We start from the raw sequence: 16,278 nt of genomic DNA on the forward strand, positions 1-16,278 counted from the left end.
CTGATCGAGTAGCCCTCGCAGAGGGCGCGACTCATGCTGATCGAGTAGCCCTCGCAGAGGGCGTATCGAGATCCACCCCCCTGAGCACGCCGGGTCTCAATACGCCGCTCCGCGGCTACTCGACCAGCGCGGGCTGCCTCAGAGCACGTCGAGGATGTCGTTCTTCAGCACCTCCGCGCGGGGGCCGAAGACGGCCTGCACGCTCTCGCCGACCTCCAGCACGCCGGCCGCGCCGAGAGCCTTCAGCCGTGCGGGATCCACCAGCGCCCGGTCACCGACCTGGACGCGCAGCCGGGTGATGCACGCGTCGACGTGGACGAGGTTGTCGCGCCCGCCGAACGCCGCGATGAGCGACTCGGCCTCGGACTCCGGCGGTTCGTTCGATGCGGAGGTCGGCTCCGCCACGACCGCGACGGGTCCGCCCTCGTCCACTGCGGAGGCGGCTTCCTCCCGGCCCGGCGTGCGGAGGTTCCACCTCCGGATGACGACCCGGAACAGCAGGTAGTACACGGCGAAGTACACGACGCCCATCACCACGAGCAGCCCCACGTTCTTCGCGGCCGGCGCCGTGCCGTAGAGAAGCAGGTCGACGAGCCCGGCCGAGAACGAGAAGCCGAGGTGGATGTCGAGGAGGTCAGCGATCGCGAGGGACAGCCCGGTCAGCACGGCGTGCACGACGTAGAGCGGGAACGCCGCGAACATGAACGCGAACTCCAGCGGCTCGGTGATGCCGGTGAGGAAGGCGGTCAGCCCGGCCGCACCGAGGATGCCGATGGCGGCCGCGCGCTGCGAGCGGTTCGACACGTGGATCATCGCCAGCGCCGCCGCCGGGAGTCCGAACATGAGCACCGGGTAAAAGCCCGAGGTGAGCGCGCCGGCCGTCGGGTCGCCCGCGGCGAAGCGCGTCAGCTCCCCCGTGACGACGCCGCCGTCGGCGTTCGCGTAGGAGCCCTGGAGGAACCAGACGTACGAATTGAGGATGTGGTGCAGCCCCAGCGGGATCAGCATGCGGTTCGCGAAGCCGTAGACGAAGGCGCCGAGCGCCCCGGTGCCGCCGATGAACGCTCCGAGACCGGTGAGGCCGGACTCGAAGACCGGGTAGAACCAGCTCAGACCGAAGCCGACGACGAGGCACGCGAGTGAGACGACGATCGGGACGAACCGCCGGCCGCTGAAGAATCCGAGGTAAGCGGGGAGCGCGATGGTGTGGAACCGGTCGAACAGCACGGCCGTGAGCAGACCGACCACGATCCCGCCGAAGACGCTGTAGTCGATCTGCACCTGGTCGCCGGCGGCCGTCGTCCGCCCCGCCAGGACGATCGGCGACAGGACGGTGAAGACCTTCGCGAGCACGAGGTGGCCGACGACGGCCGCGAGCGCGGTCGACCCGTCCGGCTTCCTGGTGAACCCGATGGCGACGCCGACGGCGAACAGCAAGGCCAGGTTCTCGAAGAGGGCACCGCCCGCCGCGCTCATCGCCTGGAAGAACGGGCCGATCACGGGCAGATCGATCCGCCCGAGCAGGTCGGGTTGTCCGATCCGGAGGAGGAGTCCGGCGGCGGGGAGCACCGCGATCGGGAGCATGAGGCTCTTGCCGAGGCGCTGCAGACCCGCGAAGCCGGGGACGACGAGTCGTCGACGCGAGGCGGGCGCGCTCCGAGTACGGGCGGTCATGCGGACAGCAGAGGATCACCGGCGAGGACGGACGCGCCGTCCTCCACGAGGGCGTCGACGTGGTCCGCGGTCCGCTCCAGCACCACCACGGGCACCACCGTCGGGAGTCCCGCGGCGAGGATCGCCGGGACGTCGTACTCCAGGACCGGCGTCCCGGCCTCGACGCGGTCGCCCTTGGCGGCGAGGACCGTGAAGCCGGCGCCCTTCAGCCCCACCGTGTCGATCCCGAGGTGGACGAGCACCGCTCGTCCGCTGTCCGCGACGACCACGAAGGCGTGCGGCAGGACCTGGAGCAGGACCCCGCGGACCGGCGAGAGGACCTCGACGCGCTCCGCGGGAGGCTCGATCGCCGTCCCCGCTCCCATCACGCCGGCCGCGAAGAGCTGATCGGGGACGGCCGAGAGGGGCACGGCGCGCCCGGCGAGTGGGGACAGGACGACGACCACGGGGACTCCCTCGAACCGGAGACCGGCGCGTACTCACCACCGGTCGCCGATCACAGTAGGTCGGGGCGGAGCCCGGCCGTGCTGTGGCGCGAAACGCCCTGCGCGCCTGCCGCCGGGTCTCGATACGCCGCTCCGCGGCTACTCGACCAGCATGAAACGACACGGCCGCCGAGCAGGCAGCGCCGCTTCTGATGCAGCAGCCCTCGCAGACGGCGCCTTCCCCGCTGATCGAGTAGCCCGCGCAGCGGGCGTATCGAGATCCCGCGCGCTCAGACCGCCGGCCAGCTCTCCGGGCCCTCGCTGCCGGCCGGGTACTCGTCCAGCGGCACGTCGTCGGCGCGCCAGGCGTCGATCGCGGGCTGGACGATGCGCCAGCACTCCTCGGCCGCGTCGCCGCGGACCGAGAGCGACGGGTCGTCGTCGAGGATCCCCGAGATGACCTCGCCGTACGCCAGCAGCTCCCCCGCACCGAAGGTCGCCTCGAGCGACGCGCGCTCGAGCGTGTACGGGTCGCCCGGGCCGTTGATGTTCAGCTCCAGCGCCATCTGGTCCGGCGCGAGGAACAGCCGCAGCACCGACGCCTCGGCCGTCCCGTGGAAGCCGGCCGGCAGGTGCGGCACCGGCTTGAAGCGGATCACGATCTCGCGCCGCCGCTCGCCCAGCGCCTTGCCCGAGCGCAGCGTGAACGGCACGCCCGCCCAGCGCCACGTGTCGATCTCGACGGTCAGCTCGGCCAGCGTCTCGGTCTTGCGCGACGGGTCGACGCCCTTCTCGTCCGTGTAGGCGGGGAGCTCGCGCCCGTCGACCGAGCCGGCGGTGTAGCGGGCCCGGCGCGAGTTCGCGCTCAGATCCTCACCGTGCAGCCGCGTCGCCCGCAGCACGATGCCCTTGGCGTCGCGCAGGTCCGCCGCGCCGAGGGTCGACGGCGGCTCCATCGCGACGACCGCCAGCACCTGCAGCAGGTGGCTCTGGATCATGTCGATCAGCGCACCCGCGCCGTCGTAGTAGCCCGCGCGCCCCTCGAGGCCCAGCTGCTCGTCGTAGACGATGGCGACGCTCTCGATGTGCTCCGCGGACCACAGCGGCTCGAGGATCCGGTTCGCGAAGCGCAGCCCGAGCAGGTTCATGACGGTCGCGCGGCCGAGGAAGTGGTCGACGCGGTGCACCCGGTCCTCGGGGACGAGCGCGGCGACGCGCACGTTCAGGTCCCGGGCGCTCTTCTCGTCGGTGCCGAACGGCTTCTCGAGCGCGAGCACCGTCCCCTCCGGCAGCTCGTGCGCGGCGAGCGCGTCGCAGGCCTTCGCGGCGATCGCCGGCGGCAGGGCGAAGTAGATCGCGACGGGTCCCTCGCAGCTCGCGAGCAGCGCGGCGAGCGCCTCCGGATCCGTCACGTCCACCTGCTGGTAGCGGGTGCCCGAGACGAGGGCGTCGATGCCGGCACCCGAGGCGGTCTCCGTGGCGAACGACGTGGACACGACCTCGTGCCAGTGCTCCTGCGTCCAGTCCTCCTGACCGGCGCCGACGAGGTGCAGGCGGCGATCGGGCTCGCGGGTCAGGAGCTGACCGACAGCGGGGAGGAGGAGGCGGGCGGACAGGTCGCCCGTCGCACCGAGGATGAGCAGCGTGTGGACCGACTGAGGCATGCGCCACACCCTACGGCGCCCCCGCCGACCGTTTCCCGGCCTTGACGGCGGTGCGCCCCGGCCGGCCGGACCCGCCCGCTCGCAGGAGCGCCCAGTGTTCTGCTGCCAGGATCAGCCCATGGTCTCCCCGATCGAGGACTACGCCGTCCTCTCCGACTGCCGCACCGCCGCTCTCGTCTCCCGCGACGGAGGAATCGACTGGCTCTGCCTCCCCCGCTTCGACTCCGCCTCGATCTTCGGCGCGCTCCTCGGCGGTGACGACCAGGGCCGCTGGTCGCTCCGGCCGGTGGACGCGGAGGCGACCGTCGAGCGGCACTACCTCGGCGACACCCTCGCCCTCGTCACCACCTGGACCACCGCGACCGGCGTCGTCGAGGTCACCGACGTGATGCCGCTGCGCGACGACCGCGCCGAGCTGGTCCGCCGCGTGAAGGGCGTCTCCGGCTCGGTGCGGATGCGCCAGGAGCTGCGGATCCGGTTCGACTACGCCCGCACGATGCCGTGGGTGCGCCAGGAGGGGACGGACGAGGATCCGCTGCTGGTCGCCGTCGCCGGCCCCGACGCGGTCGTCGTCCGCGGCGTGCGCCTCTCGGCGACCGACCACGTGCACTCCGCCGAGTTCGACGTCGCGCCCGGCGAGACGGTCGACCTCTCGATGGCCTGGTTCCCCTCGCACCAGCGCGCCCCGAAGGTGCTCGACGTCGACAAGGCGATCGAGCGCACGGTCCGCTGGTGGACGGACTGGGCCGGCGCGATCCGCTACGACGGCCCGCACCGCGAGGCCGTGGTCCGCTCGCTGCTCACGCTGCGCGCCCTCACCGACGACCAGACCGGCGGCATCGTCGCCGCCGCGACCACCTCCCTCCCCGAGGAGTTCGGCGGCAGCCGCAACTGGGACTACCGCTACGTCTGGCTCCGCGACGCGTCCCTCACCCTCGAGGCCCTGCTCGCGCACGGCTTCGAGAAGGAGGCGCAGAAGTGGCGCGCCTGGCTGCTCCGGGCGGTCGCCGGCGCGCCGGAGGACGTGCAGATCATGTACGGCCTGGCCGGCGAGCGCGACCTGACCGAGCGGGAGATGCCGAGCCTGCCCGGCTACGACGGCGCCTCCCCCGTGCGGATCGGCAATGCGGCGGTCGACCAGTACCAGGCCGACGTGATCGGCGAGGTGATGGTGGCGCTGCACGAGGCGCGAGTGGCCGGAGTGGACGAGAACGAGTTCTCCTGGCCGCTGCAGCGCGCGCTGCTCGGCTTCGTCGAGAGCAACTGGCAGCGGCCCGACAACGGCATCTGGGAGATCCGCGGCGAGCCGAGGCACTTCACCCACTCCCGGGTGATGGTCTGGGCGGCGCTGGACCGCGGCGTCCGCGCCGTCCGCGAGCACGGGCTCGACGGCCCGGTCGAGACCTGGGAGCGGCTGCGCGACACCGTCCGCGCCGAGATCGAGGAGCAGGGCTTCGACTCCGAGCGCGGCCACTACGTGCAGTCCTACGGCTCCACCGAGGTGGACGCCTCGCTGCTCGTGCTGCCGATGGTCGGCTTCGTCGCCGCCGACGACCCGCGGATGCTCGGCACGGTCGCCGAGCTCGAGCGGGCGCTGATGCACGACGGCCTGCTGCACCGCTACCGCACGGAGTCCTCGGTCGACGGCCTGGCGGGCGGGGAGCACCCGTTCCTGGCCTGCTCGTTCTGGCTGGTGCGGCAGTACGCCGACTCCGGCCGCCTCGACGACGCCCGCGCCCTGATGGAGCGCCTGGTCGGGCTCTGCAACGACGTCGGCCTGCTCTCGGAGGAGTACGACGTCGAGAACCGGCGCCACGCGGGCAACACTCCGCAGGCGCTCTCGCACCTCGCGCTCGTCCAGGCCGCCGACGCGATCGCGCGGCACCGATGAGCGCGCGCAGAGCGGCGCCGCGCCGGCGCCGCCCGCTGCGGATCGTCCTCGTGAGCATCGGCGCCCTCGTCGCCGTCGCCGTCCTCGGCTTCCTGACCTGGTCCTCGATCGTGATGGGCCCCGATCCGGAGGCGCTCGCCCGCGTCGACGCGGACCCCGCGGTCTCCGTCGAGCGCACCGACACCGCGATCGTGCTCACCCCGACGGACGACGCGGGCACCGACCTCGACGGCGTCGGCCTCGTCTTCGTCCCCGGCGCCAAGGTCGACGCGGCCTCCTACGAGGCGACCCTCGCGCCGCTCGTCGAGGAGGGTGCGAGCGTGGTGATCACCCGGCCGATCCTCAACCTGGCCTTCTTCGACCTGCGCTCGCTCGAGAGCTTCACGGCGCAGGCCGACGGCGTCGACGAGTGGCTGGTCGGCGGCCACTCCCTGGGCGGCGTGAAGGCCTGCCAGTGGGGCGAGGACCCCGAGGTCGCGGGCCTCGTGCTCTTCGGCAGCTACTGCGCGAACGACCTCTCCGCGTCGGGACTGCCGGTGCTGAGCGTGAGCGGCTCGGAGGACGGCCTGAGCACCCCGGCGAAGGTCGCCGCGGCGAGCGACCAGCTGCCCGCCGACGCGCGCTTCGTCGAGATCGACGGGTCGAACCACGCCGACTTCGGCTGGTACGGCCCGCAGCCGGGCGACGGCACCGCCACGATCAGCCACGAGGAGGCCGACGTGCAGATCGCCGAGGCGCTGCTCGCCTTCGCGGACGAGCGCGGCTAGGCCCGGTCCCGCCCGCCGTGGCGGTCAGTCGTGCCGGCGGCCGTCCCGGTCCGGCGTCTCGCGCAGGTCGATCAGCCCGGTGAAGAGCGCGCCGCGCTCGTTGGACTGCTGGTCGCCCGAGAACAGGTTGTCCGGCGCCGACTTCGCTCGGGTGCGCGGTGCGGGGGCGGTGCCCGCCTCCTCGTGCTGCATCTCGACGCGCTGGCGCGGCAGGGCGATCGGGTCGCTCTCATGCAGCCAGGTCACCAGCCCCTCGCGGACGTAGCAGCGCAGGTCGAAGAGCGTCGGAGCGTCCTTCGCGGTGACGAGCACGCGGATGCGGACGTAGCCGCCGACCGCGTCGGTGACCTGCAGGACGCTGACCCGCTGGTCCCAGAGATCGGTCTCCTCGAGGATCCGGTGCAGCTCGGTGCGCATCTCGTCGGGGCGCACGCGCCAGTCCAGGTCGAGCTCGACGGCGCCGAGCAGCTCGGAGCCGGTGCGGGTCCAGTTCTGGAACGGCTGGGTGGTGAAGTAGTTGGTCGGCAGCACCAGGCGGCGGTCGTCCCAGAGGTGGACGACCACGTAGGTCAGGGTGATCTCCTCGATCCGGCCCCACTCGTTCTCGACGATGACCACGTCGTCCAGGCGGATCGCGTCGCTGAAGGCGAGCTGCATCCCCGCGAAGATGTTGGTCAGGCTCGACTGCGCGGCGAGACCGGCGACGATCGAGAGCACACCGGCCGAGGCCAGCAGGGACGCCCCGGCGGTCCGCGCCTCGGGGAAGGTCAGCAGCGAGGCGCCGATCGCGATCACGACGACGGCCGCGACGGCCACCCGCCGGATGATCGTCATCTGGGTGCGCAGGCGGCGGGCCCGCCTGTTGTCGGCGGTGTCGGTGCGGTAGCGCTCGGCGCCGAGGTCCTCGAGGAAGACGAAGGTCGCGCCGACCAGCCAGGCGGCGGCGCCGATCGTGGCGATCTGGAAGATCCGGTCGACGAGCCCCGGCCAGGTGTCACCGGAGACGGTGGCGGCGAGCGCGGCCCACACGGCGATCGTGAGCAGCAGCACGCGGAACGGGATGCGCACCCGGCGGATCAGCAGCCGGGCCCACGTCTTGCGCTTGCCGATCGAGCGGATGATCAGCGCCACGACCGCGGTCACGACGACGGCGATCACGACCGCGATCAGCACGGCGAGGGCGATGGAGCCGACTTCTTGCAGAGCGTCTTCTGGCACGGCGGTCCTTTCGGGTGGGGGAAGGGGCGCGCACCATCGAGCGGATCGGACGAAGAGGGCAGCCTCCCACGGACACGGCGGGAAGCGCACGGGGCGACGCCGCACGTTGCGGGGATGCCCAGGCGGAGCGCGACGACGTCGGACGCTCCGGAAACGACGAAACGCCCGCCGGAGTGGCGGGCGTCTCGATGTGGTGCACCCCCTCGGACTTGAACCGAGAACCCACTGATTAAGAGTCAGTTGCTCTGCCGATTGAGCTAGAGGTGCGTGGCGACCGGCGAATCGTGCGTGCCGAACCGAGGGATCACATTACCAGCGCCCACCCCCGTTTCGTCAAATCGACACGGCGGAGCGGGTTGGGCTCTCGCGCATCACCGCGGTCAGCGGCGCCCGGTCATGCTGATCGAGCAGCCCGCGCAGCGGGCGTATCGAGATCCACCGTCCTGCAGAGGTCGGGTCTCGATACGCGCTGCGCGCTACTCGACCAGCATGCAGTGCGCCCCTCCGGCGGGGGCGCTCAGTATCGTGGACGCGTGACCCTCGACGACGACCTCCGCCTCGCCCTCCGCCTCGCCGACGCCGCCGACGCGATCTCGCGCGAGCGCTTCCTCGCCCTCGACCTCGTCGTGGACACCAAGCCCGACAGCACGCCCGTCTCGGACGCGGACCGCGCCGTCGAGGAGGCGATCCGCGCGCTCCTCGCCGCCGAGCGCCCCGACGACGCGATCCTCGGCGAGGAGTTCGGCACCTCCGGCGAGGCCTCGCGCCAGTGGATCCTCGACCCGATCGACGGCACGGCGCACTTCGTCCGCGGCGTCCCGATCTGGGCGACCCTGATCGCGCTGGCGATCGACGGCGTCCCGGTGGTCGGCGTCGTCTCCGCCCCCGCCCTCGGCAAGCGCTGGTGGGCGTCCAGGGGCGCCGGCGCCTGGGTGGACGAGAGCCGCGCTCCCCTGGGCAGCCTCGACCTGCCGGACGACCTGCGCGGCGTCCTGGTCGCCCCCGCCGCCGAGGAGCCGCGCCGGCTCCAGGTCTCCGGCGTCGCGTCCCTCGCCGACGCCACCTTCAGCTACAACAGCATCCAGCAGTGGGACGGCGCCGGCCGGCTCGAGCAGCTGCTGGAGCTCGCGCGCACGGTCTGGCGCGACCGGGCCTACGGCGACGCCTGGCCCTACATGCTGGTCGCCGAGGGCCTCATCGACGGCGCGGGCGAGTTCGACGTGAAGCCCTACGACCTCGCCGCCCTGATCCCGATCGTCCAGGAGGCGGGCGGCCGCTTCACCTCCGCCGACGGCGAGGACGGCCCCTGGCACGGCAGCGCCGTCGCGACCAACGGCCTCCTGCACGACGAGGTGCTCACGATCGCCGCCCGCCGATGAGCCGGCGCTCGGCGCTCCTCGCGGCGGCACTCCTCACCGCCGTGCTCCCGCTCGCGGCGTGCTCGTCCGTCGTCGGCTCCGACGATCCGGCGGCACTCCGTGACGAGAGCGGCACGATCACCACCGCGGGCGTCGTCGACGCCTTCTCGGTGGCGAAGGGCGACTGCCTCCGGGAGCCGGACGACGACCGCGTCGCCGACTTCGAGGCCGTCCCCTGCACGGACAGCCACGACCTCGAGGTCTTCCACGTCTTCGCGCAGCCCGGCGACGACTACACCAGCCGCAACACCCTGCTGGCCCAGGCGGACGCCGGCTGCGAGCCCGAGTTCGGCGCGGTGATGAGCATCGCCTACGGCGACTCCGCCCTCGAGTACCGCAGCTTCGTCCCGTCCGAGGTCAGCTGGCGCCACGGCGACCGCGCCGTGCTCTGCGCCGTCTTCGACCCGGCGACCGGCGAGACCACGGGCAGCCTCTTCGGCGCCGCGCGCTGACGCTCAGCCCGGACGCCCGCCGTCCGGGTCAATCCCCTCTGCGCCTCGATTGACAGGTTCGCGGCGCACGCGCACTGTGGGAGGACGATCACACACGATCGGCGAACGGCTCGGGGGTGCCGCGAAGCGCTGCAGGAGTCGAAGATGCACGAGCACGCAGGAGACGTTCCGGAGAGCGCGGAGCCGGAGCGCTCGGCGACGGCGGAGCACGAGTTCCGGCCGGCGGACAGCCTCTTCACCCGGCTGCAGCGGCAGTGCGCGCTGCTCTCCGCAGCGGAGACGCTGGCCGACTCGACCGAGGACTCCGTCCGGCGCTGGTCCCGGCTCCTCCACGACTACGCGCTGACCTCGGACCGGGTCGTTTCGGTGCACGGCGGCGCGGAGGATGCCGTGCTGGGCTGGCTGAAGCCCCGCGGCGTCGTCGCCCTCCTGGTCACGGAGGAGTGCGCGGACGACCATGCCGTCGAGCACCTGGCTGCCGCTCTCGCGGCGATGAACGCGGTGACGCTGACCGTCGACGACGAGCGCGCCGAGCGCCTCGCACCGCTCACGCAGGCACTCGCGCGGATGCTCCCGAGCGGGTTCGCCGAGCTGCCCCTCGATGCCCACCCGAACTACCCGGACGGCGCGATGGCGACGGTCGTCACGCCCGAGAACCTCTACCGCGCGTGGACGCCTCCCGAGACGCTCCAGGGGCCGGAGAACGGCGCGGAGCGCGACGACGACGAGCGCCTCGCGCTGCTGACCCTCTACGGCCGCGTCCGCCAGCTGGACGTGCGTCCGGAGTGACGGCCCGGAGCAGCAGCGGCTCCGAGAAGCAGCAGCGGCTCCGAGCGGCAGCTCCACGTGTGCGACGACGACCGGTGGTGGAGATGGGGGGAATCGAACCCCCGTCCATCGCTGTGATTCTGCGCCTTCTACGGGTGTAGCCAGTGAGAGCGTTCTACTCGGCCCCGACCGTTACCACTGGCGCATCGGTCGACGGGCCCAGCCCGAGTGCAAGTCCCGCGTCGCCCTCAGGCGTAACGACGCAGCAAGTCCTCTAGATGACGCCAGGATCCGGGGCGAGGACGCACCCACGGGCTGACGGACTATCTACTCTGGCTTAGGCAGCGAGAGCGAAGTCGGTGCGCTTCTGTTCGGCACCTGTGTTTTTCAGAGATCGTTAACGAGATAACCCTGAATCCTCGACCCGCTTCTCGCAGTTTCGCAGGCAATGTCGAAACCGATCATCCCCGCGAGCACTCGCCGACACTGAGCCGGTGGAGTGGGTCGTCGTCGCACACTGTGGAGTTACAAGGAGCAAGTCTACCTCGTCGCGCGGGCGGTGACCCGACGACGGCGCAGATCGAGCAGTCCGAGCACGAGGGCGAGTGCGATCAGCCCGAGGGTGACGAAGTAGCCGTTGCGGAAGGCGTCGTGGTACCGGTCGAGCCCCTCGGCCATTCCCGCCTCACTGGCGAGCGTGGCGAAGAAGATGGCCGAGGCGCAGGCCGTGCCGACCGCGGTGCCGACGCGCTGCCCGAGCTGGCCGACCGAGCCCGCGACGCCGCCCTGCTCGGGCGAGATCTCGGCGAGCGTCAGCGTCTGGTTCGGCGAGACGACGAAGCCGCCGCCCGCGCCGGCGACGAGCATCGCCGCGCCCATCCCGTAGGCGGCCGTCTCGGCCGGCAGCAGCTCGGCCGCCAGCAGCACCAGCGTGAAGCCGATGACGACGAGCACGATGCCCAGCACGACGAGGGCGCGACCGTAGCGCTGGACGAGCTTGCCGCCGTACCACGCGGTCACCGCCGAGGTCAGCGCGAACGGGATGCTGACCATGCCCGCGAACACCGGCGCGAGGCCGAGGCCCTGCTGGAGGAAGAGCGTCGTCAGCAGGAAGGTCGCCGGGATCGCCGCGAAGTAGGACGTCGCGACCAGGATCCCGTTGCGGTACGAGCTGGTGCGGAAGATCCGGAAGTCGATGACCGGGGTGCGGTCCTTCGCGGCGTAGTGCGCCTCCCACTTCACGAAGGCGTACGCGGCGACAGCCGCCAGCAGCAGCCAGAGCCAGCGGAACGGCGAGTCCGTCGAGGCGCCGGTGGTCAGCAGGAACGGCAGCATGAAGGCGAAGATCGTCACGCCCAGCAGCAGCAGGCCGACCGGGTCGAGCGAGGTGTCGCCCTGCGGTGTGCGCTGCACCTTCGGCAGCAGCTTCCAGGCGAAGACCAGCGCAGCGATGCCGAGCGGGATGTTCATCCAGAACAGCAGCCGCCAGCCGTCCTGCTCGCCGCCGAGCGCGATCAGCAGTCCGCCCAGGGTCGGCCCGAACGCCGTGGAGAGGCCGATCACGGCGCCGAAGACGCCGAAGGCGCGGGCCCGTGCGGCCCCGGTGAACAGCTGCTGCACCAGGCCGAGCACCTGCGGCATCTGGATGCCTGCGGCGATGCCCTGGATGAAGCGGGCGACGACGAGCAGCTCGATCGTCGGCGCGACGGCGCAGAGCAGGCTGGCGAGGGTGAACGCGGTGAGACCGACGAGGAAGAGCAGGCGCCGCGACTTGATGTCGCCGAGCCGTCCGGACGGCACGAGCGAGAGACCGAAGGCGAGCGCGTAGCCGGCGACGATCAGCTGCAGCTGGCTCGGATCGGCCGAGAGCGACTTCTCGATCGAGGGCAGCCCGACGTTGACCTTCGACAGGTCGAGGATCGTGAAGGCGGCGACCGACACCGCGACCGCGAAGGCCCGCCAGCGCGTCCTCTCCTCCGCGGCAGTGGGCGGCGCGTCGGGAGCGTTGTCGGGAGAGGTCACGTCCTCCAGTCTCTCAGGACCGGAGCGCGCGCCTCCCCCGCTTGCGGGACATCGGCGCGGGCGGCCTACTCGCCCATGCGGCGGCGGGTGGACATCGCGCGGTCGGCCTCGCGGCGGTCCTGGCGCTCGCGGAGCACCTGGCGCTTGTCGTAGTCCTTCTTGCCCTTCGCGACCGCGAGCTCGACCTTGGCCTTGCCGTCGCTGAAGTAGAGCGAGAGCGGGATCAGCGTGTACCCGCCCTCCTTCACCTTGTTGTGGATCTTGAGGATCTGCGCCTTGTGCAGCAGCAGCTTGCGCTTGCGCCGCGGCGGGTGGTTGGTCCAGGTGCCCTGGGCCCACTCGTTGATGTGCACGGCGTCGAGCCACGCCTCACCGCCGTCGACGAAGGCGTAGCCGTCGACCAGTGACGCGCGGCCGTTGCGGAGCGACTTGACCTCCGTGCCGGAGAGCACGAGTCCCGCCTCGTAGGTGTCCTCGATGAGGTAGTCGTGGCGCGCCTTGCGGTTGGTCGCGACGACCTTCTGTCCCTGTTCCCTGGGCACGGCTGCTCCTTCGGTCCGAGAGCGATGGTGGGCCGCCCCGATCGGGGCAGCCCACCAGTATACGGCCGCACGCGGCCGAGAACGCCGGGCGGTCTAGACCCGCAGGTACCGCGCGATCGCCACGTTGGCCGAGATCGCCGCGAGGACGATCCCCACCACGATCAGGATCGGCACCACGATCAGCGCGTCGTCGACGCCCACGAACGACGTCAGCGGGATCCGGTACGCGAGGAACCCCTGCACGAAGAAGACCACGATCGCCACGACCGCGACCCCCGCGAGGATCGAGCCGAGCAGCGCCGCGAACACGCCCTCGAGGATGAAGGGGGTCTGGATGAACCGGTTCGAGGCGCCCACGAGCCGCATGATGCCCAGCTCCCGTCTCCTCGAGAACGCCGACAATCGGATCGTCGTCGCGATCAGCAGCACCGCCGCCACGAGCATCAGCACCGCGATGCCGATGGCCGTGTAGCTGGCCGCGTTGAGGATCGAGAAGATCTGGTCGAGGTACTGCTTCTGATCCGTGACGCTCTCGACCCCCGAGACGCTGGACAGGCTCTCCACGAGCACGTCCGACTGCGTCGGGTCCTTCAGGTTGATCCAGAAGGTCTGGTTGAGCAGGTCGGGCGTGACGTACTCGGCGACCGGGTTCCCGGCGAACTGCTCCTGGAAGTTCGCGTAGGCCTGGTCGTGATCCTCGAAGTAGGAGCGGTCGATGTAGGGGGCGAGCGTCGCGCCCGCGAGCTGCGACTCGACGGTGTCGATCTGCTCCTGCGTCGCGTCGGAGCCGCTGCAGTTCGAGCCGCCGGAGGTGGCGGTGCACATGTACACCGCGACCTGGGCCTTGTCGTACCAGAAGTTCTTCATCTGGCCGATCTGCATCTGCAGCAGGATCGCGGTGCCGACGAAGGTGAGCGAGATGAAGGTCACCAGGATCACCGAGACGACCATGGAGACGTTGCGCCGGAGGCCGCTCGAGACCTCCGACCAGATCAGTGCGTATCTCACTTGACGGGTCCTACATCCTGCTGGTCGTCCCCGGACTCGTCGCCCTCGCCGGCGTGGGCGCGCAGCCCCAGGCGGGCCGCGAGCGACTCCTCGGGGAGGGCCCCGGTGTCGGCGGGGAGGTAGATCGGGCCGGTCTGGCTCTGCAGCTCGACCACGCGCGGCGAGGCGGGCGCCTCGGTCGGGGCGGGCGGCGGCGGCGGGACGACCGGGTTCGACTGGGTGGTGGGGCGCGTGGGAGCGACGTGGGTCTCGGGTGCGGCGGCCGAGCGGCGGCCCTCCGGGACGCGGGGCTGCGGCGCGGTCTGCTGCAGGCGCGGGCGCGCGAACGCGGCGCCGTGCTCGGGGAGCTCCGGCGCGGCGGCGGCGGGCGCCGGGGCGCGGCGCAGGTCGACCTCCGGGACCTCGGCGGGCGCGAGGGCGCTCTCGGTGATCACGGGGACGGCGATCGAGGACGTGGTGGTCGGGTGGTCGTCGGCCGCGACGACCACGACGCCGTCGTGCACGACGGTGATGCTCTCGGTCTGGCCGTAGCCGCCCCGGCTCTCGTCGCGGACGATGCTGCCTGCCGAGAGCTCGATGACGCGGCGCTTCATCTGGTCGACGATGCCGGCCTCGTGGGTGGCCATGATCACGGTCGTGCCGCCGGCGTTGATCCGCTCGAGCAGCGCCATGATGCCGGCGCTGGTCGTCGGGTCGAGGTTTCCGGTCGGCTCGTCGGCGAGGAGGACTGCGGGCTTGTTGACCACGGCGCGGGCGATGGCCACGCGCTGCTGCTCGCCGCCGGAGAGCTCGTGCGGCAGGCGCGCGGCCTTGCCGGCGAGGCCCACCATCTTGAGCGTGTCGGGGACCGCCTCCTGGATGTAGCCCTTCGACTTGCCGATCACCTGCAGGCTGAAGGCGACGTTGTCGAAGACCGACTTGTTCGGGAGGAGCCGGAAGTCCTGGAACACCACGCCCATGTTGCGGCGGAAGTAGGGGACCTTGCGGCTCGAGATCTTGCCCAGGTTCTGCCCGAGCACGTGGATCGAGCCGGAGGAGGGCCGCTCCTCCTTGAGGATCAGGCGGAGGCAGCTGGACTTGCCGGACCCGGAGGCGCCGACGAGGAAGACGAACTCGCCCCGGAGGATCTCGAGATCGATGGCGTTGAGGGCGGGTCTCGTGCCACCCCGATACTGCTTGGAGACGTTGTCGAAGCGAATCATGTCGGTACGAGGGTAAGCGACGATCCCGGAGAGTGACCCGTCCGGCCGCCCGGCGCGCCGAGCGGCCGGCCCTTCGGCGGTCACGACCTGGGAGTCAGACGCCTCGCGACTCGCCGGGTCGCCGCGCCAGGGCGACGACGAAGGAGCAGGCGGAGACGGTCGCGCAGGCGAGGAGAGCGATCGCGAGAGCGGACGACGCCCTCTGCGCCTCGGGAGCCGACATCGACGTCGCCGGCGCCGTCCCGACGCTGACGAGCGACAGCCCGACGAGGAGGCAGACCGCCGCCGCGGCCGCCGTCGTCGCGATCACGGGGGCTGTGCTCCCCCCTCGCTCGGCACCCCACGCGCGCCCGAGGAGAGCGGCGGCTCCGAGCAGCAGCAGACCGGCGAGCGCCAACGCCACTGCGAAGCCGACCCGCCACCCCTCGTCCGGCACGGCGTCGAACGCACCGGTCCGGTTGCCGATGACGGAGGCGACGACGAACGCCGCCGCTGCCGCTGCCGCACCGAGCGCAGCGAGCCCGAGGAGGCCGCGCCCCACCGGGCGCTCGGCCGAGGTGCTCCCAGGGGTCTCCCCGCCGGTCTGCTCCGCGGCGGACCGGCGGGGAGACGTGCTCACCGGCGGTCGGCGGAGGGGGCGTCTCCCGGATCGCCGTCGACCGCCCCGGTCGGAACGACACGGGCGGCGACGTCGACGACGGGGGCGGCCTCCGCGACGGCGCCGCCGGCGACGACGGGGCTCGTCTCCTCGGCGGGCAGCACGAGGTCGCCCTCAACAGGGACGGACGCCCACTCGTCCTCGAGGACCAGCGTGAACCGCTCGATGCCGTCGAACAGCGCGGCTCCGTCGACTCGGGGCCCGGCGCCGGTGACCGCTCCCGCAGAGGCACCCTCGACGACGTCCGCTGCGCGGGCGGGAGCGAGCAGGTTCGCGGGGGTCTCTCCAAGTCGCAGCGCGACGGCGTCGCCGAGGACGTCGGAGAGCGACGTCTCGGTGGACAGCGGGAGGCCGGCGATCGGCTCGTCCGCGTGCGCCGGAGCGGCTGCCGCGAGGGCGAGCACGGCGCCGGCTCCGGCAGCGATCAGGAGAGAAGTCTTCGACATGGTTCCACCTTTCGTGAGAGAGTCTCGGATCGAGACGTTCTCAGGGTAGAACCGGCCGTCGCTCAGGCCCGTCCGGGTTCGCTGAACGTCGGCTCCGCCTCGCGCCCGTGCTCCAGCGGGGCT

General features: G+C 71.8%; 15 protein-coding genes, 1 tRNA gene and 1 other RNA gene. 5 read left to right on the forward strand and 12 right to left on the reverse strand.

Annotated elements, in window-relative coordinates; all coding sequences use genetic code 11:
- Positions 1 to 138 precede the first annotated feature (138 nt).
- From MT350_RS18000 to MT350_RS18010, 3 genes are all read right to left on the reverse strand, one after another.
- Positions 139 to 1,674, reverse strand: a complete 1,536-nt coding sequence (locus MT350_RS18000; protein ID WP_243616363.1) for a PTS transporter subunit EIIC — start codon at positions 1,672 to 1,674, stop codon at positions 139 to 141.
- A complete protein-coding gene (locus MT350_RS18005) occupies positions 1,671 to 2,120 on the reverse strand; it encodes a PTS glucose transporter subunit IIA (protein ID WP_243598573.1) in 450 nt (149 codons plus the stop codon). The genes MT350_RS18000 and MT350_RS18005 overlap by 4 nt, the downstream gene beginning before the upstream one ends.
- Before the next feature lie 269 nt (positions 2,121 to 2,389).
- Positions 2,390 to 3,763, reverse strand: a complete 1,374-nt coding sequence (locus MT350_RS18010; protein WP_243598572.1) for a glucose-6-phosphate dehydrogenase — start codon at positions 3,761 to 3,763, stop codon at positions 2,390 to 2,392.
- A 118-nt stretch (positions 3,764 to 3,881) separates the two neighbouring features.
- Between MT350_RS18010 and MT350_RS18015 the strand changes: the two genes are divergently transcribed.
- Both MT350_RS18015 and MT350_RS18020 read left to right on the forward strand, forming a co-directional pair.
- Positions 3,882 to 5,654 carry a glycoside hydrolase family 15 protein gene (locus MT350_RS18015; protein WP_243598571.1) on the forward strand — a complete coding sequence of 591 codons (1,773 nt, stop codon included), beginning with the start codon at positions 3,882 to 3,884 and terminating at the stop codon, positions 5,652 to 5,654.
- Positions 5,651 to 6,421 carry an alpha/beta hydrolase gene (locus tag MT350_RS18020; RefSeq protein WP_243598570.1) on the forward strand — a complete coding sequence of 257 codons (771 nt, stop codon included), beginning with the start codon at positions 5,651 to 5,653 and terminating at the stop codon, positions 6,419 to 6,421. Before MT350_RS18015 ends, MT350_RS18020 begins: the two co-directional genes overlap by 4 nt.
- Positions 6,422 to 6,445: 24 nt before the next feature.
- Here the strand turns inward: MT350_RS18020 and MT350_RS18025 are convergent, their stop codons facing one another.
- Both MT350_RS18025 and MT350_RS18030 read right to left on the reverse strand, forming a co-directional pair.
- Positions 6,446 to 7,639, reverse strand: a complete 1,194-nt coding sequence (locus MT350_RS18025) for a mechanosensitive ion channel family protein (protein ID WP_243598569.1) — start codon at positions 7,637 to 7,639, stop codon at positions 6,446 to 6,448.
- Positions 7,640 to 7,830: 191 nt separating this feature from the next.
- A tRNA-Lys gene (locus tag MT350_RS18030) sits at positions 7,831 to 7,906 on the reverse strand.
- Between the two features lie 266 nt (positions 7,907 to 8,172).
- On the opposite strand from MT350_RS18030, the gene MT350_RS18035 reads away from it, so the two are divergent.
- From MT350_RS18035 to MT350_RS18045, 3 genes are all read left to right on the forward strand, one after another.
- The gene (locus MT350_RS18035; protein ID WP_243598568.1) at positions 8,173 to 9,018 is read left to right on the forward strand and encodes an inositol monophosphatase family protein; all 846 of its coding nucleotides are present in this window, start codon (positions 8,173 to 8,175) and stop codon (positions 9,016 to 9,018) included.
- Entirely contained in the window at positions 9,015 to 9,509 is a 495-nt protein-coding gene (locus MT350_RS18040) for a septum formation family protein (protein WP_243598567.1), read from the forward strand. The genes MT350_RS18035 and MT350_RS18040 overlap by 4 nt, the downstream gene beginning before the upstream one ends.
- Positions 9,510 to 9,653: 144 nt before the next feature.
- The gene (locus MT350_RS18045) at positions 9,654 to 10,298 is read left to right on the forward strand and encodes a hypothetical protein (RefSeq protein ID WP_243598566.1); all 645 of its coding nucleotides are present in this window, start codon (positions 9,654 to 9,656) and stop codon (positions 10,296 to 10,298) included.
- A gap of 75 nt (positions 10,299 to 10,373) precedes the next feature.
- On the opposite strand, the gene ssrA is transcribed toward MT350_RS18045, so the two are convergent.
- The 7 genes from ssrA to MT350_RS18080 all read right to left on the reverse strand — a co-directional run bounded on the left by ssrA (position 10,374) and on the right by MT350_RS18080 (position 16,155).
- Positions 10,374 to 10,746, reverse strand: a transfer-messenger RNA (tmRNA) gene (ssrA, locus tag MT350_RS18050).
- 71 nt (positions 10,747 to 10,817) lie between these two features.
- Entirely contained in the window at positions 10,818 to 12,299 is a 1,482-nt protein-coding gene (locus MT350_RS18055) for an MFS transporter (RefSeq protein WP_243598565.1), read from the reverse strand.
- 65 nt (positions 12,300 to 12,364) lie between these two features.
- Positions 12,365 to 12,841, reverse strand: a complete 477-nt coding sequence (gene smpB, locus MT350_RS18060) for an SsrA-binding protein SmpB (RefSeq protein ID WP_123447996.1) — start codon at positions 12,839 to 12,841, stop codon at positions 12,365 to 12,367.
- Positions 12,842 to 12,934: 93 nt separating this feature from the next.
- Positions 12,935 to 13,849 (reverse strand): permease-like cell division protein FtsX, encoded by a 915-nt coding sequence (ftsX, locus tag MT350_RS18065; RefSeq protein WP_123737281.1) that lies wholly within the window; start codon positions 13,847 to 13,849, stop codon positions 12,935 to 12,937.
- Positions 13,846 to 15,051, reverse strand: coding sequence for a cell division ATP-binding protein FtsE (ftsE, locus tag MT350_RS18070; protein ID WP_243598564.1), 1,206 nt, complete (start codon positions 15,049 to 15,051; stop codon positions 13,846 to 13,848). Before ftsE ends, ftsX begins: the two co-directional genes overlap by 4 nt.
- Positions 15,052 to 15,145: 94 nt before the next feature.
- Positions 15,146 to 15,670, reverse strand: coding sequence for a hypothetical protein (locus MT350_RS18075; RefSeq protein ID WP_243616364.1), 525 nt, complete (start codon positions 15,668 to 15,670; stop codon positions 15,146 to 15,148).
- Positions 15,667 to 16,155 (reverse strand): hypothetical protein, encoded by a 489-nt coding sequence (locus MT350_RS18080; RefSeq protein WP_243598562.1) that lies wholly within the window; start codon positions 16,153 to 16,155, stop codon positions 15,667 to 15,669. Before MT350_RS18080 ends, MT350_RS18075 begins: the two co-directional genes overlap by 4 nt.
- Positions 16,156 to 16,278 lie beyond the last annotated feature (123 nt).

Origin of the sequence: Rathayibacter sp. VKM Ac-2928, assembly GCF_022815545.1 — a bacterium.
Lineage (GTDB): Bacteria > Actinomycetota > Actinomycetes > Actinomycetales > Microbacteriaceae > Rathayibacter > Rathayibacter festucae.

What these genes read in the sequence shown, in the direction of transcription:
- MT350_RS18000 (WP_243616363.1), bottom strand. Translation starts at nt 1,674, where the DNA reads ATGACCGCCCGTACTCGGAGCGCGCCCGCCTCGCGTCGACGACTCGTC.
- MT350_RS18010 (WP_243598572.1), bottom strand. Translation starts at nt 3,763, where the DNA reads ATGCCTCAGTCGGTCCACACGCTGCTCATCCTCGGTGCGACGGGCGAC.
- MT350_RS18015 (WP_243598571.1), top strand. Translation starts at nt 3,882, where the DNA reads ATGGTCTCCCCGATCGAGGACTACGCCGTCCTCTCCGACTGCCGCACC.
- MT350_RS18020 (WP_243598570.1), top strand. Translation starts at nt 5,651, where the DNA reads ATGAGCGCGCGCAGAGCGGCGCCGCGCCGGCGCCGCCCGCTGCGGATC.
- MT350_RS18040 (WP_243598567.1), top strand. Translation starts at nt 9,015, where the DNA reads ATGAGCCGGCGCTCGGCGCTCCTCGCGGCGGCACTCCTCACCGCCGTG.
- MT350_RS18045 (WP_243598566.1), top strand. Translation starts at nt 9,654, where the DNA reads ATGCACGAGCACGCAGGAGACGTTCCGGAGAGCGCGGAGCCGGAGCGC.
- ftsE (WP_243598564.1), bottom strand. Translation starts at nt 15,051, where the DNA reads ATGATTCGCTTCGACAACGTCTCCAAGCAGTATCGGGGTGGCACGAGA.
- MT350_RS18080 (WP_243598562.1), bottom strand. Translation starts at nt 16,155, where the DNA reads ATGTCGAAGACTTCTCTCCTGATCGCTGCCGGAGCCGGCGCCGTGCTC.